The following is a 25,897-nucleotide window of genomic DNA, read 5'->3' as shown; positions in this document are numbered from 1 at the left end:
AAAAGGACATTTCAAATGTCCTTTTAAAAATTAGTTGTTTTTATTTTTATTGCTTAAATTTATATTTAAATGAATAATATCAATTGCAGCAGGAGTTATTCCTGAGATTTGACTTGCATTAAATAAAGTCGGTGGCTTAAATTTTTCTAATTTTTCAACAGCTTCATTTGATAATCCTGCAATTCCTCTAAAATTAAAATCTTCAGGGATTGTAAGTTTTAACATCTTTTTCATTTTATCAATTTGTTTTTGTTGTTTTAAAATATATCTATAATATTTTGCCTCAATTATGATTTGTTCTTTTAAATATGCATCCGTATTTGCTAAAGATGGAACTAATTTATCAAACTTTTCATTATTTACTGTATTTCTTCCAACAATATCAATTAACAGCGCTCTATCTCTGATTTTGTCTTCACCTATTGATTCTAATAATTCTAAGTTCTCTTTTTTTGAAGTAAACCATTCATTTGACATAAATTCTATTGCTTCATTTAAAACTTTTCTTTTATTTTCAACTTTTGCAAAAGTTTCATCATCAATAAGACCTAAATCATGACCATATTTTGAAAGTCTTAAATCAGCACTTTCTTCTCTTAATAATAGTCTATATTCAGCACGTGACGTAAACATTCTATATGGTTCACTTGTACCTTTTGTAACTAAATCATCAATTAAAACACCAATATATGCTTCATCTCGTCTTAGTATAAATGGTTCTTTCCCATCAATTGCTAAACAGGCATTTATTCCAGCCATTAGTCCTTGAGATGCTGCTTCTTCATAACCTGTTGTTGCATTAATTTGTCCTGCATTATAAAGGTTTTTAATCTTTTTTGTTTCAAGAGTATGTTTTAATTCTGTTGGGTCTACATAATCATATTCTATTGCATATCCATATCTAATAATTTTAGCATTTTCTAATCCTGCAATTGAGTGAATCATCTCTTTTTGAACATCAATAGGTAAAGAAGTACTAAGACCATTTACATAGTATTCTGTACACATTGAAGTTTGAGGCTCTAAAAATAATTGATGTCTATCACGTTCTGCGAATCTATTTACCTTATCTTCAATACTTGGACAATATCTTGGACCACTTCCTTTGATTTGACCTGTAAATAGTGGTGCTCTATCAAAATTTGATCTAATTGTATGATGCGTATCTAAGTTTGTGTATGTGATATAACAAGGATATTGTGTTGGACTAAATTTACTTTTATCTGTTCTAAATGAAAAAGGTGAGGGTTTTACATCTCCACCGTGAGCTTCCATATTTTCATAGTTTATAGATTTCCCATCAATTCTTGCAGGTGTTCCTGTTTTAAGTCTTCCCACAGTTAAACCTAATTCTTTTAATTGAGTTGAAAGTGTAGAAGAGGGTAATTCCCAAGCTCGACCAGCTTCATAAGAACTTTCACCAATATGAATAAGACCTTTCATAAAAGTACCTGTTGTGATAATTACTTTTTTAGATTCAAACTCTTCACCTAATTTTGTTTTTACACCACAAACTTCATTCCCATTTTTTACTAAAAGTTGGCTAACTTCATCTTGATAAACTTCTAAATTAGGAGTATTATGACAAACTTTTCTCATATATGCTCTGTATTTATCCATATCAATTTGGGCACGACTTCCTTGAACAGCTGCACCTTTTGACGCATTAAGAATTCTAAATTGGATACCTGCACTATCTGTACAAAGGCCCATTTCTCCACCAATTGCATCTAATTCTCGTACTAAATGACCTTTTGCTAGACCACCAACAGCAGGATTACAAGATGCTGCTCCAATTTGTTCTACTAACATTGTAATTAATAATGTTTGTTTCCCCATTCTTGCACTTGCAAGTGATGCTTCAATACCTGCGTGTCCGCCACCGACAACAATTACATCATATTTCATTTTTTTCCTTTTAAAGGCACTTGAAATAATTTATTAATCAAGTATTCTTTATATTCTTTTCTAAGATTTAATATTTTTTTGAATTTTCAAATATAGATTTTATTAAAAAGCGAATAAAAGCTTTTGTTTAAGTGTGTGAAATTAGCTTCTTAACATATTTTGGATATTATACCTAAATTATATCAAAAGGTTTTTTAAGTGTTTACAGGTCTGATTCGAGAAATGGCAAAAGTTGCAAGTTTAGATAATGATTATTTAACTATAAAAGCAGAGTATTCACCAAAAATAGGTGATTCAGTTGCAATTAATGGTGCGTGTTTAACAGTTGTTGAAATTTCAAAAGATACCTTTTCTGTTGAGATGTCTCCTGAAACTCAGAATATTTTAGCAATGGAAAACTACAAAAATGAAGTTCATATTGAACCTGCTATGATGATGGGTGATAGATTTGAAGGTCATATTGTTCAAGGTCATGTTGATTGTTTAGGAACAATAAGTGCAATTGAAAGTAATGGAAATTCTACAGACTTTTTTATTAAACTTGATAAACAATACTCTAAATATGTGATACCAAAAGGTTCTATAACAGTTGATGGAGTTTCTTTAACTGTAAATGAAGTTTTAAAAGATTCTTTTAGACTTACAGTAATTCCACATACAATAAAAAATACACTTTTTAAAACTTATACAATAGGGTCAAAAGTGAATATAGAAACAGATATGTTTGCTAGATATGTTTATAATATGTTTAAAGGAAATTCAAAAGAAGATATTTCATGGGCAGATGTAGATAATATAATGGCTACTTATTAGTAGTTACTTCTTTATTATTGCTATCTTTATCATTTGAAATTTCTTTATTATGTGAGTAGTGTTTATATGTATAAAAATATTTCTTTTTTAAAACGTTAGCATAAGGCTTTATTATTGCAGTTCTCATATCTGGAAGTGTATTCTCTTCTATAATTCTTCCAACTTTTAATCCTTCAAAAAAGATATTATCCATTCCTGAAGTAATAACTTCATCTCCCACTTTAATTTCAGACCAAATTGGGATATACTTGATAAGTAAATTTTTTCCATCATTCGAAGATGTGATAATTCCAGGTATTTTATTTTCACCTATAAAAACAGCATAAGAACATTGTTTATTACCATTTAAAAGAGCAACTGATTTACCATTTTCATTTACAACAATTCCTGCTGCATATTCTTCTGTAATTAAACCTAAAATTGTATCATCTTCTTTTTTTTGATCTAGCCAGACTTTTGTAAAATCATTGAAATTTATATATGATAAAACTTTTGCAAGTTTAATATTTGGCTTTAAATCATCTGTATCCATTGTAATAACAAACTCTTTTATTGTATCAAGTTGTTTTTGTGTTGCAGTATAAAGAGTCTTATACTCTTTTAATTCATTATTCTCAATTCTAAGTGCTTCAATAGTACTTGCTTGATTAAAATATTTCTCTATAGAAGTAGATATCCCTATAACTTTATTTATATAAGAGAGTTTGAAGTCATTAAAAAGTGTGAATTTTTTGATAATTAGCTTATCTACCTCAAAAAGATATAATAAGCCAACTAAAAGAAAAAGTACAAGAAATAAGAATTTACGCATTAGTTATTAGTTTAAGTAAAGCATCCTCATCTAGTACATTACTTGTTCCGTAAGCAACTGCTAATAATGGATCTTCAGCAACTTTTACAGGAAGTTTAATAATATCAGCTAAATAAATATCAATACCTCTAATTAAAGCACCACCACCTGTTAATATTACGCCATTGTCAACAACATCACCTGCTAAATCAGGTGGCATATCTTCTAATACTGAACGAACTGCAGAAACAATCTCTTTAAGAGGTTCTTTTATTGCAGATCTAACTCCTTCACTTCCAAGTTCTATTGTTGAAAGTAATCCAGAGTTATCTCTACCTTTTACTTTGATTTTTAATTCATTATCGAGCTTAATTGCAGTACCAATTTCTATTTTGATATTTTCAGCTGTTCTTTCACCTATGTATAGGTTAAAGTTTTGTCTAACATGTTCAATAATTGATTTATCAAACTTATCTCCAGCAACTTTAATTGATTTTGATAATACAAGTCCACCAAGTGAAGTAACACCAATTTCAGTTGTACCTCCACCAATATCTACTACTACATATCCTGAAGGATCAGATACAGGAATTCCTGCACCAATAGCTGCTGCCATTGGTTCATCAACTAAAAATACTTCTCTTGCACCTGCGCTCATAGCAGATTCTTCAACGGCTTTTCTTTCAACTTGTGTAATTCCATATGGAATACAAATGATGATTCTTGGTCGAATGAAAGATTTTCTTGAATGTGCTTTTTCAATGAAGTATCTAATCATTCTTTCAGTCATTTCAAAATCAGCAATAACACCATCTTGCATTGGACGAACAGCTTGGATATTTAAAGGAGTTTTCCCTATCATTTGCTTCGCTTCTTGTCCAACTGCTAATATTTTATCTCTACCATCTTTATCTTTTTGAACAGCAACAACAGAAGGCTCATTTATAATGATACCTTTTCCTTTTACTGAAACAATAGTATTAGCAGTTCCTAAGTCAATAGCCATATCACTTGAAAATAGACCGATTAATTTATCTAAAAACACATTTTATCCTTTTCATACAACTTTTGGTTCTTTTAACTTTAGAACCACATCTTTTGTTATTGTAATAGTTTTATTTTTATAATTAGGAAGGTTAAACATAATATCAAGCATAATATCTTCTAAAATAGATCTTAATCCTCTTGCTCCTGTTTTTCTTTCAATTGCAAGTCTTGCAAGTTCTTTTAATGCTGTTTTTTCAAATTTAAGAGTTACATCATCCATTTCAAATAGTTTAATATATTGTTTGATTAATGCATTTTTTGGTTCAGTTAAAATATGAACCATATCATCTTCTGTTATTTCATTTAATGTTGCAATCATATGAAGACGACCAATTAACTCAGGAATTAATCCATATTTAACTAAATCATCAGCTTCTACTTTTGAAATAATATTTTTATCATCTTTTTTGCTTTTTACTTCTTGGTTGAAACCTAGAATATTTGCACCTTCTTTTTTCTTGATAATATCTTCAAGTCCATCAAATGCTCCCCCACAAACAAATAAAATATTTGTAGTATCAACTTGTAAAGCTTCTTGTCCAGGGTGTTTTCTTCCACCTTTTGCAGGAACATTAACAGTTGCACCTTCTACTATTTTAAGTAATGCTTGTTGTACACCTTCTCCTGAAACGTCTCTAGTAATTGATCTATTTTCACTCATTCTTGCTACTTTATCAACTTCATCAATAAAGATAATACCTCTTTGAGCTTTTTCAATATCCCCACCTGCTGCTTGTACAAGTCTTGTAACGATATTTTCAACATCATCACCTACATATCCAGCTTCAGTTAAAGAAGTTGCATCAGCAATTGCTAAAGGAACATCAAGATATTTAGAAATAGTTTGAGCTAATAATGTTTTTCCTGAACCAGTTGGTCCAATAAGTAATACATTTGATTTGTTTAATTCTGTATCATCATCAATTTCATGATGTCTAAATATTCTTTTATAATGATTGTAAACAGCTACTGATAAAACTTTTTTGGCTGTATCTTGTCCAATTACATACTCATCTAAAATTGCTTTTAGTTGAGCAGGAGTTCTTAATAATACTTCTTCTTTTGGAATATTCTCAATATTCTCAATACTCTTTTCTTCTGGACCACTTCCGCTCATAATATCATGTGCTGCAGTTACACAAGCTTTACAAATACAAGCATTGTCTCCTGCTATTACTGGGTTATTTTTAGAATCTGTAGTTCCACAAAAATCACATATAATTTTACTCATTTTTTGCCTATTCTTTATTTTCTATTGTAAGGAATACCACGTTTTGTATTTATTACAAAATTTGCTAATTCTTTAACATGTTCATTTTCACTTGTTTCAAGTAATTCTTTTGCAACATCAGCTAAAGGATTTCCTGATTCAAATAATGCTCTATATGCACTTCTAATTGCATCGATGTCTGATCTGTCTTTAAATCTTCTTCTTAATCCATTTAAGTTAAGACCACGTAAGACTGCTTTATTTCCTTCTACTAAACAATAAGGAGGAATATCTTGAGCAACTGCGGAAGCTCCACCTATCATTGCATGTTTTCCAATTTTACAAAATTGGTGAATTGGTGTTAATCCACCAATTACTACAAAATCATCAATTTCAACATGACCTGCTAGAGTAGCTCCATTTGCAAAAATACAATTGTCCCCAATAAGAACATCATGGGCTACGTGTGTATATCCCATAAATAAGTTGTTATCGCCAATTTTAGTAATTGACCCACCACCTATTGTTCCTGGATTAAATAATGTGAATTCTCTAATTTTATTGTTATTTCCAATAATTAGTTCTACATCTTCACCATCAAATTTTAAATCTTGAGGTATTGTTCCAATTGCTGCATGTGAAAAAATATGATTATTTTTTCCAACTGTAGTTTTCCCATTTATTACTGTATGCGAATCTACGGTTGTTCCATCATCAATTTTTACATTTTTACCGATAATTGTAAAAGCACCAATAGTGATATTATCACCTAGGATTGCGCCTTCTTCAATTATTGCAGTTTTATGAATAGTATTCATGTTATTGCCTATTTATCCACTATCATTGCTTTGAATTCAGCTTCTGCTGTTAATTTACCATCAACATAAGCTTTCCCACTTAGCATCATAATAGTACTTTTTATCTTGATAACTTCAAGTTCATAATCTAATCTATCTCCTGGTTTAACAGGATTTCTAAATTTTGCTTTATCAATACTCATGAAGTAAATTACTTTATTTTTCATTTCTTCATCTGTTAAATCTGAACTCTTTAGAGCTAAAATCCCACCAGCTTGAGCCATACCTTCTAGGATTAATACTCCAGGATAAATTGGATGGCCTGGGAAGTGACCTTGAAATGCTGGTTCAGAAATAGAAAGATTTTTAAATCCTTTTATTGATTTTTTTAAATCTATATCTGTGATTCTATCCACAAGTAACATTGGATATCTATGAGGAAGAATTTCTTGAATTTGTATAATATCTAACATGTATCATCCTAAATTTTTATTAATGGTAGATATTGTATCTAAAAAAAAATTAGTTTTGAATTATGCTCGCAACATTTTTAGAACTTCCATTTTGTAAGTATTCTCTTAATATTTTTGAGTTTTGAAAAAATAATCTTTTATTCATAGTTTTATAATCATTTAGAAGATTTTTTACTGTAACATTTTCTTGTAAAAATTCTTTGTGGATTTCTTTTTTCCCCATTTTTTCAAAGAAAATATTTGCTAATCCTACATGAGATAGTTTTACAAATCTTGAACCAATAAAATAATCAATTTTTTTTGCAATATATGAAAGTGTAAATGGTGTTCCAATAAGTGCAGCTTCTAAAGTTGCAGTTCCTGAACAAATAAATCCATATTCAGCTTCTTGAAGTGTTTTATGAGCTTGTGTAGAAATAGTAAAATCAGAAATATCTCCATAAGTTTTCTCAATATATTCTTTATCAAATTTTTCAGGAATGATTAAAATATGCTCTTTATTAGGGATTTTTTTTGCTAATTCTCTAAATATTGGCATATGATTTTTAATTTCTGTTTTTCTACTTCCTGGCATAAAAGCAATTTTGCCACTTTGTGTTAGCTCTTCTTTGAAATTATGAATTTCATCAAGTAGAGGATGTCCAACATAAGTTATTTTTTCTTTATTATTATAAATTGAACTCTCAAATGGAATAATTGAACATAATTTTGTGCAATATTCTTCTAACTTTTTAACACGACCTTGTTTCCAAGCCCAAGCTTGTGGCAAGATATAATAAATAATTTCTTTATTTGGATAGCTTTGTTTTAGTTTTTTTGCAAGAGGAAGATTGAATCCTGAAGAATCCATTAATAAGACTTTATCACAATCTTTTGCTAAAGTTACTAATTCATCTCTTAATTTAAAAAAGAATCTTAGTTTTTTTAAAGCATCTACAATTCCCATAATTGCTAATGCTGTTAAATCATACAATGGTTTCCCTAACTCTTTGTCAAAAACTCCCACCATCTCAATATCATCATCAAGATATTTTTTTAATTCTTTTAAATGGATATTTGATGATGTTTCCATTGCACATACTAAAAGTTTCATATAATTTCTTCTCTTACATCATCATAAGTTTGGGCATCTAAGTAGATTTCATATTTTGCATCTATTATTTCATCTAAAACTATTATCGTACTTAAGTTAAAAGCACTTTTTACAATTTTTGAACGAACTTCTAATTCTTCTTCAAAAAGAGGTGGATTGAACATAAGCTCTTTTACATTTTTATAGTTTGTATTTGCTAAAGAATTGAATTTTTCAATACTTATAATTTTTAATTCGTCTCTATTTAGATAATTTATTCCATCTTTTTCGTATTCGATTCTTCCATTTGTTTTATTTCTATTTATCATTGAATATGGCAAGATATATGAAGCTACGATTTTTTTAGCTACTTTTACAGTTGCGCTAAATAATCTATAATTTAAAAATCTATGCTTAACTATTTTGTATTTTTCTCCACTTGATTCAAGAGTATTTCTTCTTTTATAAAGTTCTAATCTCTCTTCAATAGATTCAGGCAAAATCTGATTTGAAATAGGATTAAACATTTCATCCATAATCTTATCTTGTGCTTCTCTTTGAGCTGATAATCCAAATAAACAACCACAATAATTTTGTCTATAAAGTTGGTTTTCTTTTACTTTTTTACCTTGAATTTCAGCACCATTTCCTGCTTTATAATCTCTATAAATAAATTCTATTCCATGTAGTTTTTCTAAATTATGTCCAATTACATCAAGTTTTTCTTGAGATTTTTTAGGAGAAATCAAAAGAGTTGTAGTAAATTTATTATGTCCTAATTCTAGCGCTTTACTAACTGTATTATCAAGTCTATCATCATAACAAACTGTACATCTATCACCTTTTTCAGGTAGATGCTCCATTCCTTTTACTTTTTTAAGCCATTCTTCTAGATTATAAGGACCTTCAATAAGTTCAATGCCTAATTTTTGACATGAATATTCTACATCTAGGTATCTTAGACGATACTCACTATATGGATGAATATTTGGATCATAAAAAAATCCTACTAATGTTTCCTCTGGAAACTCTTCTTGTATTCTTTCTAAGAAATAGTGACTATCAACTGCACAACAAATATGAACTAACAAAAATAACCCTTGATTTTATAATTTTAAAGATATTATAGTAAAATATTTTAAAACAAAGGATTAGTTATAAAAAACTTATTATTATTGCTTACTTCTATTTTTATTTTTGTAGGATGTTTTAATGCAAAACCAACTTTAAGTTCAAGTGCGACAATTTTAATCAAAACACCAAAAATGAAATTTTATGATAAAGGTTTTATATACAAATATACAAACTATACACAAGTTCAAATATTTTCAGCAGGAACAGTAGTCCTTGATATGAGAATCTATAAGGATAGAGTTTGTAAGAGTACTTTTCACTGCCAAGATTTAAAAACATTTAATAAGGAAAATTTAAATAGCTCTTATGAAGATGATTTTATAAAAGAGTTATTTGAAAGAAATCAAAAAGAAGTTGTTTTTAGAGATAATAAAAATAAGATTCTAATAAAAATAAAAAGAGATTAAAGATAAATTTTTTAGAATAAAGAAAGTGGTATTTTGTATCTTGAAGTTATTAATTATTTCAAGATACAAATTAAGTAATTAAATACTATCAGATAAATTAATATCTATACCCTTATTTAAAAGTTCTTTTTGTCTTGGTTTTAAATAGTCTAAAAATGTATTATATTTTTTATAATATCCACCATTTACATATCTTAGCAACTCTTTGAAATGAAAGCTATATAAAAGTGCATCAATTCGTGCTTGTTCTTTTTTATTATCAAATAGAATAATTCCAGGTCTATAATCAAGCTTTATCTCTTTTGCCCAATCATATGGAGTTGTTATTTTACCATCAGGTCTTGTTATTTTTTCTTTTGACATGGCATCATATCTTACAACTGTAAATTTAGATAATTCATTTTGTACATCTTTATTCTTTAACGTAGTATTGTGTAAATAGTTACATTGAGTACAACTACCATCTTCAAATATAACAGCAAGGCTAGTATTTATTGTTGAAAGATCTTTTATATCTTTGAATATTTTATTTGTTTTTAGAGTATATAAAGTTTTATTTTTAACTTTATCTAAATATTGAGTTAAACTCATATTTTTGTATTCTTTATTTTTTACAAAATCAAGCACAAGTTTAAAGTTTTGTTGTGATCTATAACCATTTAATCGAAGAAGTACTTTATTTTTATCATTTAAGAAAATTATAGTTGGTGTGTATTGAACTTTTAAGAAATCTGCATATTCTTTTTCTGTCATTGTTGTATTTTCATCAATTACAAGCTCTCTTGAACCTTTGATATTGATACCAATTACATCAAAATTATTTTCTATATATTTCTGGTTTTTACTACCTTGAACAAAGTTATCTTTTAGCATCTTTGTACAATAAGGACAAAAATCTAAAGACATAAATAGCATTACATGTTTATTAGCTTCTTTTGCTTCTTCAACATCTTCTGCTAAATCAAGAAAACTTTCTTTGAACCAATCTGGCATTTCATGTTGTAATCCACCAGTTACTTTTCCCGTTTGTGCTTGAGCTGTTGTTATAAAAAACATAAGCATAAATATTGTTGTAAATATTAATATAATCTTTTTTGACATAAATATCCTTTATATAATTAATTAATAATTTATATCTAAAAAAACATAAGTTTTAATTAAAATGATAAGAATATTTATTATAAAACTTTTATTAGATTATAATCTTTTTAATTTTTTATAACCTGCTTCAATAAGCTTAAGTAGCGGTTTTCTATATGAAGAAAATACATACTTCTTGATTTCATATGCAATTCGTCCTTGTACATGAACCAAATCATATAGGTTTCCTGCTGCATATTTACCACCAAGTGCTATTAAAATACCTTCAAGTTTTGGATCACAAGCTTTAAGTTTTTTCTTTTTAATATGGTTTAATATATTTCTACCTGCACAAGTACCACTAATTCTAGCTACTGTTACATTAGGTGGCATAATCTCACCTTTTTTGTCTTTGATTTCTGCAACATCACCAACTGCAAAGATATTTTCATGACCATTTGCTTGTAAGAACTCATTTACAAGAATCTGACCTCTTCTGTTTTTATCTACATCTAAGTCTGTTGTAATAGGAGAAGCTTCAATACCTCCTGTAAAGATAATAAATGAATGATAAATCTTTACACCATTTGATAATTCTAAATGATCTTTATGACATTCTGTTAATTTTGTACTTGTAATAACATTAATTCCTAAAGATTTTAATCTTTGATGAGACATACTTATAAGTTTAGGGCTTAATCCAGGAAGAATTGTATCAGAGCTACTTACAAGTGATATTTTTAAATTATCACAAGAAAAGTTTCCTCTTTTAAAGAACATTTTTGAGTTATAAGCCATTTCTGCTGCAATTTCAACTCCTGATAAACCAGCTCCAACTACAACAATATGTGTATCTTCACATTGTTTAGCTTCATCTCTAATTTTTTTGAAAAGTTGATTTTCAAAGCTTTGTTTAAAAAACATTGCCCAATGTAATTTTTTAATATCATGTGCATTATTAAGTCCTGGTATTTGTGGAGGGAAAAATGTTCGTGTACCTGCTGCCATTACTAAATAATCATAAGTAACAATTTCTTTTTCTTCTGTATAAATTTTTTGAGCTTCTTTATCTATTCTTCGAACTTTTAAATTTTTATATTCTACATAATCATGATTTATACCCATACATAATGTAGTTAAATCAATAGTAACATCTGCAATATTTGATTTATTTGCAATTAAATCATAAACTTCAGGTTGTAAGTTATGAAATGTGTGTTTATCTATTAATGTAATTTGTATATTTTTGTTTTTTGCTAGTTCTCGTAATGCATATATTCCTGAATATCCACCACCAATTATTACAACTTTTTCCATAAATCCATTTCCTTTTTATATTCTTATTCTATCTATAATATCTCATTCTATGGTAGTAATACGAGGTTTATTAGAAAATTGATTAGTACCTTTGTAATTACGTAACAAAAAATTAGAGAAAATAAAGTATTGTGGTGCTAATCATACAAAAAAATTATAGCTCTTATATAGCTACTGATATACTAAGAGAAAAAATTGTAAGATTAGACAATTAAAATTATAGGAAATTATATGAAATATGTTGGAGCACATGTAAGTGCTAGTGGTGGAGTTTTTAACGCACCAATTAATGCAAAAGCAATTGGAGCAAAAGCCTTTGCTTTATTTGTAAAAAATCAAAGACAATGGGCTGCAAAAGATTTTGAGCCAAAAGTACTAGATAAATGGTTTATAGAATTAGAAAAATCAGGGGTTCAAACTAAACATATTTTGCCTCATGATTCATATTTAATAAATTTAGGTCATCCTATTGTTGAAAATAGAGAAAAATCTTTAAATGGTTTTCTTCATGAAATAAATCGTTGTGAGATTTTAAAATTGGATAAATTAAATTTTCATCCGGGTTCTCATCTTAGAAAGATTACAGAAGATGAATGTTTAGATAATATTGCTGTTTCTTTAAACAGAGCAATTGATGCTACAAATGATGTAAAATTGGTTATTGAAAATACAGCAGGTCAAGGATCTAACTTAGGTTATAAATTTGAACATCTTGCATATATTATTGATAAAGTTGAAGATAAAAGTAGAATAGGTGTTTGTATTGATACCTGTCATATGTTTACAGCAGGGTATGATATAAGAACACGAGAAGCTTATGATAAAACATGGGGTGAATTTGACTCAATTATTGGTCGTGAATATCTAATGGGAATGCATATAAATGATTCTAAACCAGATTTAGGAAGTAGAGTTGACAGACACGATTCCCTAGGTGAGGGTAAAATTGGTTGGGATGCTTTTAAATTTATTATGAATGATGATAGAATGGACGATATTCCACTTATATTAGAAACTATAAATGAAGATATTTGGCCTGAAGAAATTCAAGCCCTTTATGATTTAGTAGAAAAATAAATCTACTTTTAAAATATATATAAACTTTACAGTTTATATATATTAAATGTGCTATCTTTTTTATTATTGTTGGCTTTTTCTTGCCAATATTTTGCTTTTACTAAATCTTTTTTAATAGTATGAAAACCTTTCGAGTAAATCATTGCTAATTGTTTTTGAGCGACAAACATATTTTTATTTGCAGCAGAGATTAAGTACTCTAATCCTTTCTTTGTATCTTGTTTTATTCCAATACCTTTGAAATAAAATTTTGATAACTGAAATGCAGCATTTGGATCTTTATGCGCAGCTTCTTTTAATAGTTCTAATGATTTTTCAGAATCTTCTTCAACTCCGTTACCTTTAAAATATAGATAAGCTAAAGGTAAATTTGCATAATAGTTACCCATTTCTTTTGAAGAATTAAGATAATCATATGCTTTATCATAATCATTTGCATCAGCATAAAAAATACCAAGTTTTAATGAAGCCATAGAATTATCTGAACTTAAATCATCATAACATTCTATTTTTTGCTCATTCTTTTCAAATTTATGACACTCTTGTACTCCAATATTCTCTTCTTCAATAGTAAAAGTTGGTGAAGAAAAGAAACACCCATTAAAAGATATAGCTATTCCAGAAGCTAAAAACAGTGATTTTAATATATTTAATTTAGATACCATAGATTTTCCTAATTAAGCTATTGCTTTTATTTTCATATTTTTCATACCAAGATTTAGCTTTTATTGGATCATCTTTTGCAAGTGTTCCATCTCTATAAATCTTAGATAATTCATATTGTGCTTTTTTAACATTATTATTACCAGCAAAAATTAATAGTTCTAAAGCTTCATCATAATCTTTTTTGTTTATATAATAAAATGATAGTTTGTATGCAGCAATACCATCAACGTCGTCAACATCTTTTAAAAGTTCAAGTGCTATTTCTTGATTTTTTGCAACACCATTCCCCTTATTATAAAGATCTGCTAAAAGTGAATTAGCATAAAAATTACCTTTTTTTTGAGCTAATGTATATTTATGAAAAGCTTCTTTATAATTTCCTTTTGTATAAGCATTTATTCCAGATCGAAGCATTGCAATTGAATTTTTGTATGATATTAAATCATAACAATCTGCTTCTAGTTCTTTATTTGTACTTATACATTCATTTGCTTGCGCAATTTCATTTGGAAGAATTTTTAAAGCAGCTTCATGATTACTACATCCTATAAATAACAAAGAACTAATAGTTGTAATAAATAAGAATTTAATACTATTTTTTATCATCATTTCCCTTCTTATATCGGTTTTATTTAAAAAATATAAGGTATTTTACCTTTTTTTTCTAAACCTTAGGCAAATAATTAGGAAACAATACTATTTTTGTTCATAAATTGTTAAGAGATATTAATGTATTATTTAATATATAGGGGATGTAATGATTTTTATTGGTTTTTTTGTATTTATAGCATTTGTTGTTATTGGATTAAATATGTATGATAATTACAATTTAGAAAAAATAGAAAATTATATTAATAATGTTAAATGTGAAAATTATATTTATACCAAAGGCTCATATAAAGCATTATGTCAAGATAGATTATTAGAAATAGCAAATAGTTTTAATGTAGATATTAAACTTAATAAAAAAGAGTACAAATATGAAGATATAAAAAATATAGATATAGATAAAAAAAGTATTCTTATTAATAAAAAAGAAAAAATCTTTTTTTCAAAAGAAGAAGAACTAAATACATTTTATAAAAAATTAGAAAAAAAATTAAATAAGTAGGATTAGAATAAATAATGAAAGAATTAATTGATTTTATTAAGTCAAAAGATATAGAAGAAACAAACTTTTTTACACAATTAAAATGTACAAAAGAAGAGGCAGTTTTATTACAATTTATTACAAAAGAGTATGCAAAAGGAAGAGATAGTTTAGTTGTTATTGACATACTATCAAAGTTTTATGATATTGAGAAGTTTGAACATTTAGAAAAATTAAGTTTGATTAAATCACTTTTAGAATTTGGATGGATAGTTCAAATATCATTTGACCAAATTAAACTAAATGAAATTTCAAAACTAGAATTATTAAATTCAAGTGTTTCACTTTCAAGTTCATATTTAAAATTATTAGAAAATGGTTCTAATGATTTTATTCTTCCTGAAATAAAAAATTATTCAGATCATTTAGAATACTTACAAGATCAGTTTTTTAAAATAGATTTAGCACAGCAGTTAAATGTTGTAAAGAAAAATTTTGATGTTAATTCTCCTAGTTCAAATAGATTAAAATCAAAATTAGTATTATTAGAAAATAGAATTAAAGAAAGAATCAAGGTTACAAATAATTCTATAATGCTTGAAGATTTCTTTAAAGAAAATGAATTAAAAGAACAAGAACAAACACTATTTTTAGCACTTCTAAAAGAAGAATATTCAGGGGGAGATGGTTCAATTAGAGATATGAATGCACTAATTGAATTAATTTCAAGTGATGATTATGAAAAAATAAAATATAGATCATTACTTGAAGAAAGTTCACCTCTTGTTTCCAACTCATTAGTAGATTATGATGAGGTTCTAACTCCTTTTGGTGGGATTAATAGAAACTTCTATATTCCAGATGAAGTTTTATATAAAATATCACATCCTACACAGAAAAAAACAAGAGGTTCAAAGATAAAAATTGATTCAATTATCAAAGAGCAGGATATCTTTGAATTAACAAGTACAACAAAAACTTTAGATGATGTTGTATTAAATGACAAAACAAGAGAAACATTAAATTCACTACTAAAACAAGTTGATAAAGATGTAATTAATAGATTAAAATTATGGGGAATTAAAGATAAAAGAAAAGGTATAGAAGCCAAAATTATCTTTTATGGAGTTGCAGGAACTGGTAAAAGTTTAACAGCTTTAGCATTAGCAAAATCTTTGAAAAAAGATGTTCTTAGTTTTGACTGTTCAAAAATTCTTTCAATGTATGTAGGTGAGAGTGAAAAAAATGTAAGAAGTATCTTTGATAAATATTATGAACTTTGTGAAAAAACAAAAACAGAACCAGTATTATTATTAAATGAAGCAGATCAATTCTTAAGTTCAAGAACAACAGGTGCAGGAAATGGAAGTGATAAAATGCATAACCAAATCCAAAATATATTTTTAGAACAAATAGAAAAGTTTGATGGAATTTTAATAGCAACTACAAACTTACTTGAAAACTTAGATAAAGCATTTTCAAGAAGATTTAACTACAAAATAGAGTTTATGAAACCAAATAAAAAACAAAGATTAGAGTTATGGAATAAATTACTTCCTTCAAATCTTCCATTGAGTGAAGATTTTGATATAAATGAACTAGTTTCATACGAATTAACAGGTGGACAAATAGAACTTATTATCAAAAATGCAGCATATAAAATTGCAGTAAATCCTGAACCAATCTTTAATGTTGAAGATTTTAAAGAACAAATCACAAAAGAACAAAAAGGACAATTTGATAGTGAAAACAAAGTAGGATTCTTTTAGGATTCAGAGTGTTTCTTTTTGTACCATTTTTTCTTCTATATTAAAATATACTTAAAATCTAAGCTTACTCTTAAAAGCTTAGATTATCATTTACCTAAATTATTATAAGTGGCTATTTATCACTAATTTGATAAAATATTAGCCATTATAAAGAAAACTTTTCAAGCTTTAAAGGATATATTAAATGACACATATGGATTTTGCCCATCCTTATTTTGGTGCATTTGTAATGTTTGTTTTAACATTTACTGCATTCGGTGCTACAGTGTGGCTTTCTAGGTATGTTAGTAGAAAAATCGCAAGATTAGACACAGAAAAATTAAAAACAACATTGTATGAATGTGGACCAGAAGTTACAAAACAACCCAATACAATATCAACACAGTTTTATCTAATAGCATTGCTATTTATTTTATTTGATGTAGAAATAATTTTCATGTTTCCATGGGCTATTAACTTTAAGTTATTAGGATGGTTTGGATTTATAGAAATGTTACTTTTTATCACACTATTAGCAATTGGATTTTTATATGCATGGAAAAAAGGAGCCCTTGAATGGCACAGCATAAAGTAAATTATTTACAAGATGGCGGTGCGCCAATTAAATTAACTACTATTGATAAGTTAGTTAATTTTGGACGTTCTAACTCACTTTGGCCTATGACTTATGGTTTGGCCTGTTGTGCCATTGAGATGATGGCAACCGGTGCATCTCGATATGATTTTGATCGGTTTGGTACAATTTTTAGAGCAAGTCCAAGACAATCTGATGTATTAATTATTGCAGGAACACTTACAAAAAAACATGCAGAATTTATGAGAAGACTATATGACCAAATGCCTGATCCTAAATGGGTAATTTCAATGGGGTCATGTGCCAATACTGGTGGTATGTTTAATACTTATGCAACGGTTCAAGGTGCAGATAGAATTATTCCAGTTGATATTTATCTTCCAGGATGTGCACCTAGACCTGAAACACTTCAGTATGCATTGATGACACTTCAAAGAAAAATTAGAAAAGAGTCAATTTTCAGAGCGCATAAGAAAAAAAGGCTAGTTTAATGAGAAAATATACGCCAAAAGATGATGTTCAAAGAAAAGCTCCTTTTTCTGATAGATTTTTTGTATCTCCTACGGTTCCAAGATTAGATGTTGCAAGCGATGAAATTTTTTCAAAAGATTATGAAGCTTTTTCTTCAGTATTTAAAGTTGAGCAAGCATATATAGAACATACACATCTAGTAATGTATGTTAATAAAAATGCAATTGTTGATATTATGAAATTTTTAAGTGAAAATTTAGAATACGATATGTTAATTGAGATGTCTGCTATTGATTATTTAGCACAAAAAGATGGCTATGAAATATTTTATGAAATGCTTTCATTATCAAAACATAAAAGACTAAGAATCAAATGTTTTCTAAGCAAAAATGATGCAATTGAATCTATATCTTCTATCTTTGATTCTGCAAATTGGTCTGAGCGAGAAATGTATGATTTATTAGGTGTAAAAGTTGTAAATCATCCTAATATGAAAAGATTAATTATGCCAGATGATTGGTATGATCATCCATTAAGAAAAACTTATCCACTTCAAGGTGATGAAGCAGCTTCGTGGTATGAAGTTGATAAAATCTTTGGAAAAGAAGCTAGAGATATAATCGGACCTGAACAGCGAGATCCAGCTGCAATTGATAGATATGATACTACTAGATTTGCAAGATTGGGTCACGAAGTTCCTTTCCAAACTGATATTACTGAGTTTGAACCTGAAACTTCAATCAAATATCAAGAAGATGATACATCAAAAATTATGAAAACATTAAAACCTGAAGAATCAGTTGTTTTAAAAAGAAGAAGGTAAAAGAATGCAACAAGCCAATAGATTAAAACCTTTTTTTGAGAATATTAACTTCGAGAGAGAAGATAATACAATGATGGTGAACTTTGGACCACAACATCCCTCTGCTCACGGACAAATGAGACTTGTTTTAGAACTTCAAGGTGAACAAGTAGTAAAATCTCGACCAATGATTGGATACCTTCATAGAGGTATGGAGAAAATGGCTGAGAATATGATTTATAATGAATTCTTACCAACAACAGATAGAATGGATTATATCGCTGCTACTTCAAATAACTACGGTTATGCACTTGCTATTGAAAAACTTCTAGGGATTGAAGCTCCAAGACGAGCTGAAATTATTAGAACAATGCTTTTAGAATTAAATCGAATTACATCGCACCTTTTTTGGTTAGCAACACATGCACTTGATGTTGGTGCTATGTCTATGTTTCTTTATTGTTTTAGAGAAAGAGAATATGCAATGGACTTAATAGAAGACTATTGTGGTGCAAGACTAACTCATAGTGCAATTAGAATTGGTGGAGTTCCTTTGGACTTACCATCTAATTGGATTGATGACTGTATGTCATTTTTGCAGATTTTAGAAACTGAAATCAAGAAATATGAAGGTTTATTAACAGAGAATAGAATCTGGAAAATGAGACTTGAAAATGTAGGTGTGATTACACAAAAAATGGCAAAATCTTGGGGATGTTCAGGTATTGCTTTAAGAGGTTCTGGTATTAAATGGGATTTAAGAAAAGAGATGCCTTATGGTATTTATGATGAATTAGATTTCGATGTTCCAATTGCACATACTTGTGATTCTTACGGAAGATATAAAATCTGTATTGCTGAAATGTATGAATCTTCAAAAATACTAAAACAATTAGTTCCTATGTATGAGAAAAGTGATTCTCAACTTATGGCACATTCTCCAAACTATATTTCAGCTCCAAAAGAGCAAATTATGACTCAAAATTATTCTTTAATGCAACATTTCGTTCTTGTAACGCAAGGTATGAGACCACCAAAAGGTGAAGTTTATGTCGCTACTGAATCACCAAAAGGTGAATTAGGTTATTTCGTTGTAAGTGATGGAACTCCATACGCATATAGAATGAAAATTAGAGCGCCGAGTTTCCAACATACAGCAATGCTTGAAGAACTACTTGTTGGATTACAATTAGCCGATGTGGTTACTATAATTGGTAACTTAAATATAGTTTTCGGCGAAATAGATAGATAAGGTGAGAAACGTGAAAAAAATAAACTGCTTTAATTTTTTAGTTTCGGAATCAAAATGCTCAGAATATAGTGTAGCCATGAAGGATGTGAAATGAAAAGATTTGATTTAAGACATTTAAAAAACGATTTTTATGACAGAATGCTTGACCTTCTGGATAAGCAAATAAGAGATGGTGAAACAGCAATTATTATATTTGAAATTGGGGATTTTGAAAATATTCAAAAATCAGCTGATGTTATATATGAAGCTGGTTATACATTAATGAATTCTATTAAATTTACAGAAGTAGATTGGACACTAGTAATTAAAAAAGTAAAACCTGAACCAAAAGTTGTCGAAGAGGAAAATAAATAATGGATAAAAAAGAGATAATTTCTAAAAGTGATTTTATTCTTTCTCTTGGGACTATGCTTTCAAATAATAAAGAAGAAGTAAGAGATTCTATTATTGAATCAATTGCAAAAACAAATGCTCAATTTGTTTATATGCATCCAATTGATAATATTGATTTAAAACTTTATTATACGCAATTCATAAAATATGAAGTAGGAAGTGAAGAAGGTATTTTAGCTTTATTACTCAATACTTTTGTAAAAGAATCTAATGATACTATCAAAAAATATATTGATAGTTTGGATTTAGGATATCTTTCAGCTGAAAGTTCAGCTGGAGAAGAAGAGTTTGAAGAAGCTTATGATAACTCTTTAAATTGTAAATTTAAAACATTAATAATTGGTGATGATTTAATTGAACATCCAAGAGTTGAAAATATTATAAAATTTATTTCTATAATAAAAGAATATACAGATTTCAATGTAATTATATTAGATAATAATTTCGAAGAAAAAATTAATGCATGTACAAATTTACAACTTGAAGAAGTTGAAGAATTAAAATCTTTTGATGGAACAGTTATTTATAGACTTATTGAAGATGAATCAACTCAAGACTTAATTGCAAGTAAATCTTTTGCACAAATTGCTAAAGTTGCAAATAATGATAAGGTATATTTAAACTATAAAAGTTCAAAAGTAGAAAAAACTATAAAAGTTGATGATAAGTTAAATGGAACAATTGCTATTTCAAAAATAACAGGTTCTAATGAAGAACTATTTAATGGATATAGATATAAACAAGTAAAAATACAAAAGGTTGATGAATAATGAGTGATATGATTACATTAACAATTGATGGAAAGCAAATTGAAGCTAAAAATGGAGAATCAATCTTAAATGTTGCTAGAGCAAATGATGTTTTTGTTCCTGCAGTATGTTATTTAACAAGATGTTCACCAACATTAGCATGTAGATTGTGTTTAGTTGAAGCTGATGGAAAACAAGTATATGGTTGTAATACTAAAGTTAAAGCAGATATGCAAATAAACACAGAAACTCCAGCAATTGCAAAAGAAAGACGAGCCATAATGGAAGTTTATGATGTTAATCATCCTCTTCAATGTGGTGTTTGTGACCAAAGTGGAGAGTGTGAATTACAAAATTACTCTTTATATATGAAAGTAGATTCTCAAAGCTATAGTATAAAAGATGTTCACAGACCAACTGCACATTGGGGAGTTATGAATTATGACCCAGGACTTTGTATTGTTTGTGAACGTTGTGTAACTGTATGTAAAGATATGGTTGGTTCAAATGCACTTAGTACAGTAAAAAGACCATCTGATGCTATTGATAAAACATTTAAGACTGAAATGCCAAAAGATGCATATGCAATGTGGAATAAACTTAATAAATCACTTATTGGTTATGACGCTGATGCCTGTACAGATTGTGGTGAGTGTATTGCAGCCTGTCCTGTTGGAGCTTTAGTTTCTCATGACTTCCAATATACATCAAACTCTTGGGAACTTAAAAAAATTCCAGCTGCAAATTCACATTCAAGTGACTGTGCATTTATTTATTATGAAATCAAACAAGATTCAATAGATAATCATAGAACAAAAAGAATTTATAGAGTTACAAATGAGCCTCATTATTCAACATTAAATGGTGCAGGAAGATTTGCTTATGACTTTGATAATAAAGTTGAGAAAAAAGATACAACTGCATTTATAAATGCAATTGAAAGTTTTCAAAAAGCAAAAAATATTAAATTTAACTCATTTATTACAAATGAAGAAGCTTTACTTTTACAAAAGATTGCAGATAAAACAGGTGCAAATTTAGTAAATGAAGATGCAAGATTATATCAAGAGTTTTTAGCAAACTATTCTAGTTCTGCAGGAACATCTTTATACTCTTCAACACTTACAGATGTTCATGATTCAAACTTTGTAATTTCTGTTGGGTCTTATTTAAAATCAGATTTACCAAATGCAAGATATGCACTTAATAACTCTGTTATTATGAATAAAGGTGCTGCTTTATATTTCCATCCAATTGCAGATCCTGTAATGGAAAAAATTGGTAAAAAAGGTAAAACTACTGAATTTATTTATCATGATGCTTTAGCACAAGAATCGATTCTTTATTTTATACTTTATAAATTTGGAAAAGATTTACCACAAAATATCAAAACTTATCTTGACTCTTTAAGTGAAACTAGAACAAAAACTGTTAGTGAAATGATAAAAGAAAAAGTTGTTGAAATAGTTAAAAATGAAGAAACAGGTGAGGAAAAAGAAGTTGTAAAAATGGTTCCTAAAAAAGTTTCTAAAGAAGTTGAGTTTGAATATATCTCACTTTTAGAAGATTTTGGAAAAGATGAAACATTTGTAGAACTAATTGACACTATGCTAGCTAAAAAAGATACTTTCTCATTAATAGTTGGTGAAGATTTAATCACACATCCAAATGCAGCAAATTTAGCAAAACTTTGTGGATTAATCACAAAATATACTGCTTTTGAAGTAGTAATTATTCCAACTTCTACAAATACTTTAGGTGTATCACAAATTTGTACACTCTCAGAAGAACAAGAAGGATTTACTGTTGGTTATAATGAAAAAGCAGACTTCCAATTATCAGCATTAGGTGATGGAGATTTAGATATTCCTGCACTTAATCAACAAGAAGGTACTTTTACAAATATTGATAAAAAAATCATTCCTACAAATGCTGCGGTTGCATTTAATGGCTATGCTTTAAATAATATTGCAAATATGATTTTAGATGTTGATGTTGAATACACAATTGATTATACAGCCTGTCTACCCCTCGAAAGAGGCTATAAAGAAGTAGAATTTGATGATTTACCAAATATGTTTGGAAATGATAGAGTTGAATATAGAGGTTATGATTTAACGCAGAGTACATTAGAGTCAAATGATGAAGTAAAAGAAGTAAGTCTAAGAAAATTAGAAGTTAAAGAAGAAGAAATTGTGATTTATAAAGCAAATCCAATTAATCAATTTAATGAATTTACAGCAATGTCTCATGAGTTTAAAGATGAGCTTCAATCAGGTATTTTCTTCTCAAGCGCGCACTTTGAAAAATTAGGACTTGAAAAAGGTTCAAAAGTAAAAGTATCTTCAAATAATGTAAGTTTAGAATTAAATGCGTATATTGATATTCAAATCACTGGTGAAATAGCTTATGTTTCAACATTTGATAAAAACTCTCCTTCAAAAGCTTTATTTGATACATTCAGATATAACACAGCTATTGTAGAAAAGGTGTAATATGGAAACAAGTATTATAATAGAAACGATTGTAAAAGTAATAGTAGTTTTAACAGTATTTTCAGTACTTGCTGGTTTTACAACATATATTGAAAGAAAGATATTAGCATTTATGCAAAGAAGATTGGGTCCTACAAATGTAGGTCCTTATGGTCTTTTACAAATTGCAGCAGATGGGATTAAACTTTTTACAAAAGAAGATTTTATTCCTGCAAATGCAAATAAACCTATTTTTATGGTAGCACCACTTATAACTGCAGCAACTGCATTTATTGCTATGAGTGCAATTCCATTTTTCCCAGAATTTGAAATGTTTGGATATACAGTAAGACCAATTATAAGTGATATTAATGTTGGTGTTTTATTTGTTATGTCTGTTGGTGCTGTTGGACTTTATGGACCACTTTTAGGTGGTATGAGTTCGGCGAATAAATGGGCATTACTTGGAGGGGCTAGAACTGCTATTCAACTTTTATCATATGAAGTTGTATCAGGACTTTCTCTTTTAGCTCCACTTATGATGGTGGGTTCTTTATCTTTAATTGATATAAATAATTATCAAGCAGGTGGAATTAGCAACTGGATTATTTGGTCACAACCTTTAGCATTCTTGCTATTTACAATAGCTGGATTTGCAGAGACAAATAGAACACCATTTGATTTACTTGAGCATGAAGCAGAATTAGTTGCTGGTTATGCAACAGAGTATTCAGGTATGAGATGGGGTATGTTCTTTATTGGAGAGTATGCTAACCTTTTTACAATTTCATTTCTAATTTCACTTATTTTCTTAGGTGGATTTGAACCTTTATGGTTTATTCCAGGTGGTTTAGCAATTGTATTAAAAGTTATGTTTTTAATCTTTCTTTTCCTTTGGACAAGAGCATCTTGGCCTCATATTAGACCAGATCAGTTAATGTGGTTATGTTGGAAAATACTAATGCCTTTATCAGTTCTAAATATTTTAGTAACTGCTCTTGTGATAATGATTTAAGGAAATAATATGGGATTTGAAGAATTTAAAAATAGAAATATATCAGAAGATTACGTTGTAGTCCAAGAAGATAATTATCCTAAAACATCTTGGGAATCATTTAAACAAGTGATAACTAGATCTGTTAAAGGTGAGTTATTTACAGGTCTTAAAATTACATTTAAAATGATGACAGGTGCCTTATTTAAAGGTGAAATGGCAACTGTTCAATATCCAAAAGAAAAACTTCCAATTGGTCCTCGATATAGAGCAGTACATAAATTATTAGTACTTCTTGAATCAGGTGAAGAGCGATGTATTGGTTGTGGTTTATGTGAAAAGATATGTATTTCAAATTGTATTAGAATGGAAACTAGAATTGATGAAAATTCTAGAAAAGAAGTTTTAGAATATACAATTAATATGGGAAGATGTATTTTCTGTGGATACTGTGCGGAAGTTTGTCCAGAATTAGCAATTGTTCATGGTGGAAGATATGAAAACTCATCTGAACAAAGAGCGCATTTTTCACTTAAAGAAGATATTTTAACACCATTTGATCAAATAAACCAACAAACTGAATTTGCTGGTTATGGTTCAGTATCAGTAGATGCTGATGAAAAAATTAAAAAAACACCGTTGTCATACTAAGGAGTATAGATGTTTGAAATAATAGCTTTTTGTCTGTTTTCAGTTTTAACTATAACTATGTTTAGTATTACAGTCTTAACAAACAATGTATTGTATGCGCTAAGTTCATTAGCAGCAGGAATGATTTTTATATCTGCATTTTTCTTTTTATTAAATGCTGACTTTTTAGGGGCTGTACAAATTGTAGTTTATACAGGTGCTATTATGTCTTTATATGCTTTTGGAATGATGTTTTTTGATTCATTATCAGAAGTAAAAGAAAAAGTAAAAAATCCAAGACTTGTTTTCTTTTTATCAGGAATGTTAGCATTAATTATTGTTGTAATTCTTATTTCTCCTGTATTAGGTGAAAATATTGATCCACTTTATCCAATTCATCCAGAACTTGGAAATAGTGCGGATGTTGGTTTAGTATTATTTACAAAATACTTAGTTCCTTTTGAAGTTGCTGCAATTATGTTACTTGTTGCAATGATAGGTGGAATTGTTTTAGCAGGGAAAAAAATGGAAACGTCATATTCAGATATGAGCGAAGAAGAGATTGATGTATATCTTGAAGATAAAGCATCGAAAAAGAAGGATGACAAATGACACTTAATGCTTATTTGATTTTATCAACACTTTTATTTTGTATTGGATTAATAGGAGTATTAAGACGTAAAAATGTTTTAATGCTTTTCTTTTCAACAGAGATTATGTTAAATGCAGTAAATGTTGGACTTGCAGCTATTTCTAAATTCCATGGAGATTTAGCAGGACAAATGTTTGCATTTTTTATTATTGCAGTTGCAGCTAGTGAAGTTGCAATTGGATTAGGTCTTTTAATTCTTTGGTATAAAAGAACAGGTTCTATTAATTTAGATGAAATTGCAAAAATGAAAGGGTAA

Annotated in this window: 28 protein-coding genes; 16 read left to right on the top strand and 12 right to left on the bottom strand. The window is 28.3% G+C overall.

Annotated features, from left to right (window positions below; genetic code table 11):
• Positions 1–30 precede the first annotated feature (30 nt).
• Positions 31–1,908: a tRNA uridine-5-carboxymethylaminomethyl(34) synthesis enzyme MnmG gene (gene mnmG, locus D9T19_RS10550; protein WP_121628198.1), complete on the bottom strand. Its 1,878-nt coding sequence runs from the start codon at positions 1,906–1,908 to the stop codon at positions 31–33.
• A gap of 198 nt (positions 1,909–2,106) precedes the next feature.
• Between mnmG and ribE the strand changes: the two genes are divergently transcribed.
• On the top strand, positions 2,107–2,721 hold the full coding sequence (ribE, locus tag D9T19_RS10545; RefSeq protein ID WP_121628197.1) for a riboflavin synthase: 615 nt from the start codon (positions 2,107–2,109) through the stop codon (positions 2,719–2,721).
• Here ribE and mreC read toward each other — a convergent pair.
• From mreC to D9T19_RS10510, 7 genes are read right to left on the bottom strand one after another with little or no spacing between them, the layout of a single operon-like run.
• The gene (gene mreC / locus D9T19_RS10540; protein WP_121628196.1) at positions 2,711–3,532 is read right to left on the bottom strand and encodes a rod shape-determining protein MreC; all 822 of its coding nucleotides are present in this window, start codon (positions 3,530–3,532) and stop codon (positions 2,711–2,713) included. The two genes, ribE and mreC, sit on opposite strands and share 11 nt — an antisense overlap.
• Positions 3,525–4,556 carry a rod shape-determining protein gene (locus D9T19_RS10535; RefSeq protein ID WP_121628195.1) on the bottom strand — a complete coding sequence of 344 codons (1,032 nt, stop codon included), beginning with the start codon at positions 4,554–4,556 and terminating at the stop codon, positions 3,525–3,527. Before D9T19_RS10535 ends, mreC begins: the two co-directional genes overlap by 8 nt.
• A 12-nt stretch (positions 4,557–4,568) precedes the next feature.
• Positions 4,569–5,789, bottom strand: a complete 1,221-nt coding sequence (gene clpX / locus D9T19_RS10530; RefSeq protein ID WP_121628194.1) for an ATP-dependent Clp protease ATP-binding subunit ClpX — start codon at positions 5,787–5,789, stop codon at positions 4,569–4,571.
• A 14-nt stretch (positions 5,790–5,803) separates the two neighbouring features.
• Positions 5,804–6,586, bottom strand: coding sequence for an acyl-ACP--UDP-N-acetylglucosamine O-acyltransferase (lpxA, locus tag D9T19_RS10525; protein WP_121628193.1), 783 nt, complete (start codon positions 6,584–6,586; stop codon positions 5,804–5,806).
• An 8-nt stretch (positions 6,587–6,594) separates the two neighbouring features.
• Positions 6,595–7,038: a 3-hydroxyacyl-ACP dehydratase FabZ gene (gene fabZ / locus D9T19_RS10520; RefSeq protein WP_121628192.1), complete on the bottom strand. Its 444-nt coding sequence runs from the start codon at positions 7,036–7,038 to the stop codon at positions 6,595–6,597.
• A 49-nt stretch (positions 7,039–7,087) separates the two neighbouring features.
• The gene (gene lpxB, locus D9T19_RS10515) at positions 7,088–8,131 is read right to left on the bottom strand and encodes a lipid-A-disaccharide synthase (RefSeq protein WP_121628191.1); all 1,044 of its coding nucleotides are present in this window, start codon (positions 8,129–8,131) and stop codon (positions 7,088–7,090) included.
• On the bottom strand, positions 8,128–9,201 hold the full coding sequence (locus tag D9T19_RS10510) for an epoxyqueuosine reductase QueH (RefSeq protein WP_121628190.1): 1,074 nt from the start codon (positions 9,199–9,201) through the stop codon (positions 8,128–8,130). The genes lpxB and D9T19_RS10510 overlap by 4 nt, the downstream gene beginning before the upstream one ends.
• 84 nt (positions 9,202–9,285) lie before the next feature.
• On the opposite strand from D9T19_RS10510, the gene D9T19_RS10505 reads away from it, so the two are divergent.
• On the top strand, positions 9,286–9,651 hold the full coding sequence (locus D9T19_RS10505) for a hypothetical protein (RefSeq protein WP_228198001.1): 366 nt from the start codon (positions 9,286–9,288) through the stop codon (positions 9,649–9,651).
• A 78-nt stretch (positions 9,652–9,729) separates the two neighbouring features.
• Here the strand turns inward: D9T19_RS10505 and D9T19_RS10500 are convergent, their stop codons facing one another.
• On the bottom strand, positions 9,730–10,752 hold the full coding sequence (locus D9T19_RS10500) for a thioredoxin family protein (protein ID WP_121628189.1): 1,023 nt from the start codon (positions 10,750–10,752) through the stop codon (positions 9,730–9,732).
• A 96-nt stretch (positions 10,753–10,848) separates the two neighbouring features.
• Positions 10,849–12,048: an NAD(P)/FAD-dependent oxidoreductase gene (locus D9T19_RS10495; protein WP_121628188.1), complete on the bottom strand. Its 1,200-nt coding sequence runs from the start codon at positions 12,046–12,048 to the stop codon at positions 10,849–10,851.
• Positions 12,049–12,279: 231 nt separating this feature from the next.
• Here D9T19_RS10495 and nfo point away from each other — a divergent pair, with 231 nt between their 5' ends.
• Positions 12,280–13,125 (top strand): deoxyribonuclease IV, encoded by an 846-nt coding sequence (gene nfo, locus D9T19_RS10490; RefSeq protein ID WP_121628187.1) that lies wholly within the window; start codon positions 12,280–12,282, stop codon positions 13,123–13,125.
• Positions 13,126–13,151: 26 nt separating this feature from the next.
• Here nfo and D9T19_RS10485 read toward each other — a convergent pair whose 3' ends face one another.
• The gene (locus D9T19_RS10485) at positions 13,152–13,790 is read right to left on the bottom strand and encodes a tetratricopeptide repeat protein (protein WP_121628186.1); all 639 of its coding nucleotides are present in this window, start codon (positions 13,788–13,790) and stop codon (positions 13,152–13,154) included.
• The gene (locus D9T19_RS10480) at positions 13,780–14,397 is read right to left on the bottom strand and encodes a tetratricopeptide repeat protein (protein ID WP_121628185.1); all 618 of its coding nucleotides are present in this window, start codon (positions 14,395–14,397) and stop codon (positions 13,780–13,782) included. Before D9T19_RS10480 ends, D9T19_RS10485 begins: the two co-directional genes overlap by 11 nt.
• 151 nt (positions 14,398–14,548) lie before the next feature.
• Here D9T19_RS10480 and D9T19_RS10475 point away from each other — a divergent pair, with 151 nt between their 5' ends.
• The 13 genes from D9T19_RS10475 (at position 14,549) to nuoK (ending at position 25,897) form a co-directional block, all read left to right on the top strand.
• Positions 14,549–14,902: a hypothetical protein gene (locus D9T19_RS10475; RefSeq protein WP_121628184.1), complete on the top strand. Its 354-nt coding sequence runs from the start codon at positions 14,549–14,551 to the stop codon at positions 14,900–14,902.
• Positions 14,903–14,916: 14 nt separating this feature from the next.
• Complete coding sequence (locus tag D9T19_RS10470; protein ID WP_121628183.1) at positions 14,917–16,650, top strand: ATP-binding protein; 1,734 nt, start codon at positions 14,917–14,919, stop codon at positions 16,648–16,650.
• Positions 16,651–16,834: 184 nt separating this feature from the next.
• Positions 16,835–17,224, top strand: a complete 390-nt coding sequence (locus D9T19_RS10465; protein WP_121628182.1) for an NAD(P)H-quinone oxidoreductase subunit 3 — start codon at positions 16,835–16,837, stop codon at positions 17,222–17,224.
• Positions 17,206–17,715, top strand: a complete 510-nt coding sequence (locus tag D9T19_RS10460) for a NuoB/complex I 20 kDa subunit family protein (protein ID WP_076088921.1) — start codon at positions 17,206–17,208, stop codon at positions 17,713–17,715. The genes D9T19_RS10465 and D9T19_RS10460 overlap by 19 nt, the downstream gene beginning before the upstream one ends.
• Positions 17,715–18,518 (top strand): NADH-quinone oxidoreductase subunit C, encoded by an 804-nt coding sequence (locus D9T19_RS10455; protein WP_121628181.1) that lies wholly within the window; start codon positions 17,715–17,717, stop codon positions 18,516–18,518. The genes D9T19_RS10460 and D9T19_RS10455 overlap by 1 nt, the downstream gene beginning before the upstream one ends.
• A 4-nt stretch (positions 18,519–18,522) precedes the next feature.
• The gene (nuoD, locus tag D9T19_RS10450) at positions 18,523–19,749 is read left to right on the top strand and encodes an NADH dehydrogenase (quinone) subunit D (protein ID WP_121628180.1); all 1,227 of its coding nucleotides are present in this window, start codon (positions 18,523–18,525) and stop codon (positions 19,747–19,749) included.
• Positions 19,750–19,839: 90 nt separating this feature from the next.
• Positions 19,840–20,103 (top strand): NADH-ubiquinone oxidoreductase subunit E family protein, encoded by a 264-nt coding sequence (locus tag D9T19_RS10445; RefSeq protein WP_121628179.1) that lies wholly within the window; start codon positions 19,840–19,842, stop codon positions 20,101–20,103.
• Positions 20,103–20,912 (top strand): hypothetical protein, encoded by an 810-nt coding sequence (locus tag D9T19_RS10440; RefSeq protein WP_121628178.1) that lies wholly within the window; start codon positions 20,103–20,105, stop codon positions 20,910–20,912. The genes D9T19_RS10445 and D9T19_RS10440 overlap by 1 nt, the downstream gene beginning before the upstream one ends.
• A complete protein-coding gene (locus tag D9T19_RS10435) occupies positions 20,912–23,386 on the top strand; it encodes an NADH-quinone oxidoreductase subunit G (RefSeq protein ID WP_121628177.1) in 2,475 nt (824 codons plus the stop codon). Before D9T19_RS10440 ends, D9T19_RS10435 begins: the two co-directional genes overlap by 1 nt.
• 1 nt (position 23,387) lies before the next feature.
• Positions 23,388–24,380: an NADH-quinone oxidoreductase subunit NuoH gene (gene nuoH, locus D9T19_RS10430; protein ID WP_121628176.1), complete on the top strand. Its 993-nt coding sequence runs from the start codon at positions 23,388–23,390 to the stop codon at positions 24,378–24,380.
• A 9-nt stretch (positions 24,381–24,389) separates the two neighbouring features.
• Positions 24,390–25,010 (top strand): NADH-quinone oxidoreductase subunit NuoI, encoded by a 621-nt coding sequence (gene nuoI, locus D9T19_RS10425; RefSeq protein ID WP_121628175.1) that lies wholly within the window; start codon positions 24,390–24,392, stop codon positions 25,008–25,010.
• A 9-nt stretch (positions 25,011–25,019) separates the two neighbouring features.
• Positions 25,020–25,601: an NADH-quinone oxidoreductase subunit J gene (locus D9T19_RS10420; protein ID WP_121628174.1), complete on the top strand. Its 582-nt coding sequence runs from the start codon at positions 25,020–25,022 to the stop codon at positions 25,599–25,601.
• On the top strand, positions 25,598–25,897 hold the full coding sequence (gene nuoK, locus D9T19_RS10415) for an NADH-quinone oxidoreductase subunit NuoK (protein WP_121628173.1): 300 nt from the start codon (positions 25,598–25,600) through the stop codon (positions 25,895–25,897). The genes D9T19_RS10420 and nuoK overlap by 4 nt, the downstream gene beginning before the upstream one ends.

The sequence above is a fragment of the Poseidonibacter antarcticus genome (assembly GCF_003667345.1).
Classification (GTDB): domain Bacteria; phylum Campylobacterota; class Campylobacteria; order Campylobacterales; family Arcobacteraceae; genus Poseidonibacter; species Poseidonibacter antarcticus.
This window is presented reverse-complemented; position numbering and strand designations above follow the sequence as displayed.

Excerpts from the sequence above, each read along its gene's own strand:
- mnmG (WP_121628198.1), bottom strand. The coding sequence starts at position 1,908 with ATGAAATATGATGTAATTGTTGTCGGTGGCGGACACGCAGGTATTGAA.
- mreC (WP_121628196.1), bottom strand. The coding sequence starts at position 3,532 with ATGCGTAAATTCTTATTTCTTGTACTTTTTCTTTTAGTTGGCTTATTA.
- clpX (WP_121628194.1), bottom strand. The coding sequence starts at position 5,789 with ATGAGTAAAATTATATGTGATTTTTGTGGAACTACAGATTCTAAAAAT.
- lpxA (WP_121628193.1), bottom strand. The coding sequence starts at position 6,586 with ATGAATACTATTCATAAAACTGCAATAATTGAAGAAGGCGCAATCCTA.
- fabZ (WP_121628192.1), bottom strand. The coding sequence starts at position 7,038 with ATGTTAGATATTATACAAATTCAAGAAATTCTTCCTCATAGATATCCA.
- lpxB (WP_121628191.1), bottom strand. The coding sequence starts at position 8,131 with ATGAAACTTTTAGTATGTGCAATGGAAACATCATCAAATATCCATTTA.
- D9T19_RS10500 (WP_121628189.1), bottom strand. The coding sequence starts at position 10,752 with ATGTCAAAAAAGATTATATTAATATTTACAACAATATTTATGCTTATG.
- D9T19_RS10495 (WP_121628188.1), bottom strand. The coding sequence starts at position 12,048 with ATGGAAAAAGTTGTAATAATTGGTGGTGGATATTCAGGAATATATGCA.
- nfo (WP_121628187.1), top strand. The coding sequence starts at position 12,280 with ATGAAATATGTTGGAGCACATGTAAGTGCTAGTGGTGGAGTTTTTAAC.
- D9T19_RS10485 (WP_121628186.1), bottom strand. The coding sequence starts at position 13,790 with ATGGTATCTAAATTAAATATATTAAAATCACTGTTTTTAGCTTCTGGA.
- D9T19_RS10480 (WP_121628185.1), bottom strand. The coding sequence starts at position 14,397 with ATGATAAAAAATAGTATTAAATTCTTATTTATTACAACTATTAGTTCT.
- D9T19_RS10475 (WP_121628184.1), top strand. The coding sequence starts at position 14,549 with ATGATTTTTATTGGTTTTTTTGTATTTATAGCATTTGTTGTTATTGGA.
- D9T19_RS10470 (WP_121628183.1), top strand. The coding sequence starts at position 14,917 with ATGAAAGAATTAATTGATTTTATTAAGTCAAAAGATATAGAAGAAACA.
- D9T19_RS10465 (WP_121628182.1), top strand. The coding sequence starts at position 16,835 with ATGACACATATGGATTTTGCCCATCCTTATTTTGGTGCATTTGTAATG.
- D9T19_RS10460 (WP_076088921.1), top strand. The coding sequence starts at position 17,206 with ATGGCACAGCATAAAGTAAATTATTTACAAGATGGCGGTGCGCCAATT.
- D9T19_RS10455 (WP_121628181.1), top strand. The coding sequence starts at position 17,715 with ATGAGAAAATATACGCCAAAAGATGATGTTCAAAGAAAAGCTCCTTTT.
- nuoD (WP_121628180.1), top strand. The coding sequence starts at position 18,523 with ATGCAACAAGCCAATAGATTAAAACCTTTTTTTGAGAATATTAACTTC.
- D9T19_RS10445 (WP_121628179.1), top strand. The coding sequence starts at position 19,840 with ATGAAAAGATTTGATTTAAGACATTTAAAAAACGATTTTTATGACAGA.
- D9T19_RS10440 (WP_121628178.1), top strand. The coding sequence starts at position 20,103 with ATGGATAAAAAAGAGATAATTTCTAAAAGTGATTTTATTCTTTCTCTT.
- D9T19_RS10435 (WP_121628177.1), top strand. The coding sequence starts at position 20,912 with ATGAGTGATATGATTACATTAACAATTGATGGAAAGCAAATTGAAGCT.
- nuoH (WP_121628176.1), top strand. The coding sequence starts at position 23,388 with ATGGAAACAAGTATTATAATAGAAACGATTGTAAAAGTAATAGTAGTT.
- nuoI (WP_121628175.1), top strand. The coding sequence starts at position 24,390 with ATGGGATTTGAAGAATTTAAAAATAGAAATATATCAGAAGATTACGTT.
- D9T19_RS10420 (WP_121628174.1), top strand. The coding sequence starts at position 25,020 with ATGTTTGAAATAATAGCTTTTTGTCTGTTTTCAGTTTTAACTATAACT.
- nuoK (WP_121628173.1), top strand. The coding sequence starts at position 25,598 with ATGACACTTAATGCTTATTTGATTTTATCAACACTTTTATTTTGTATT.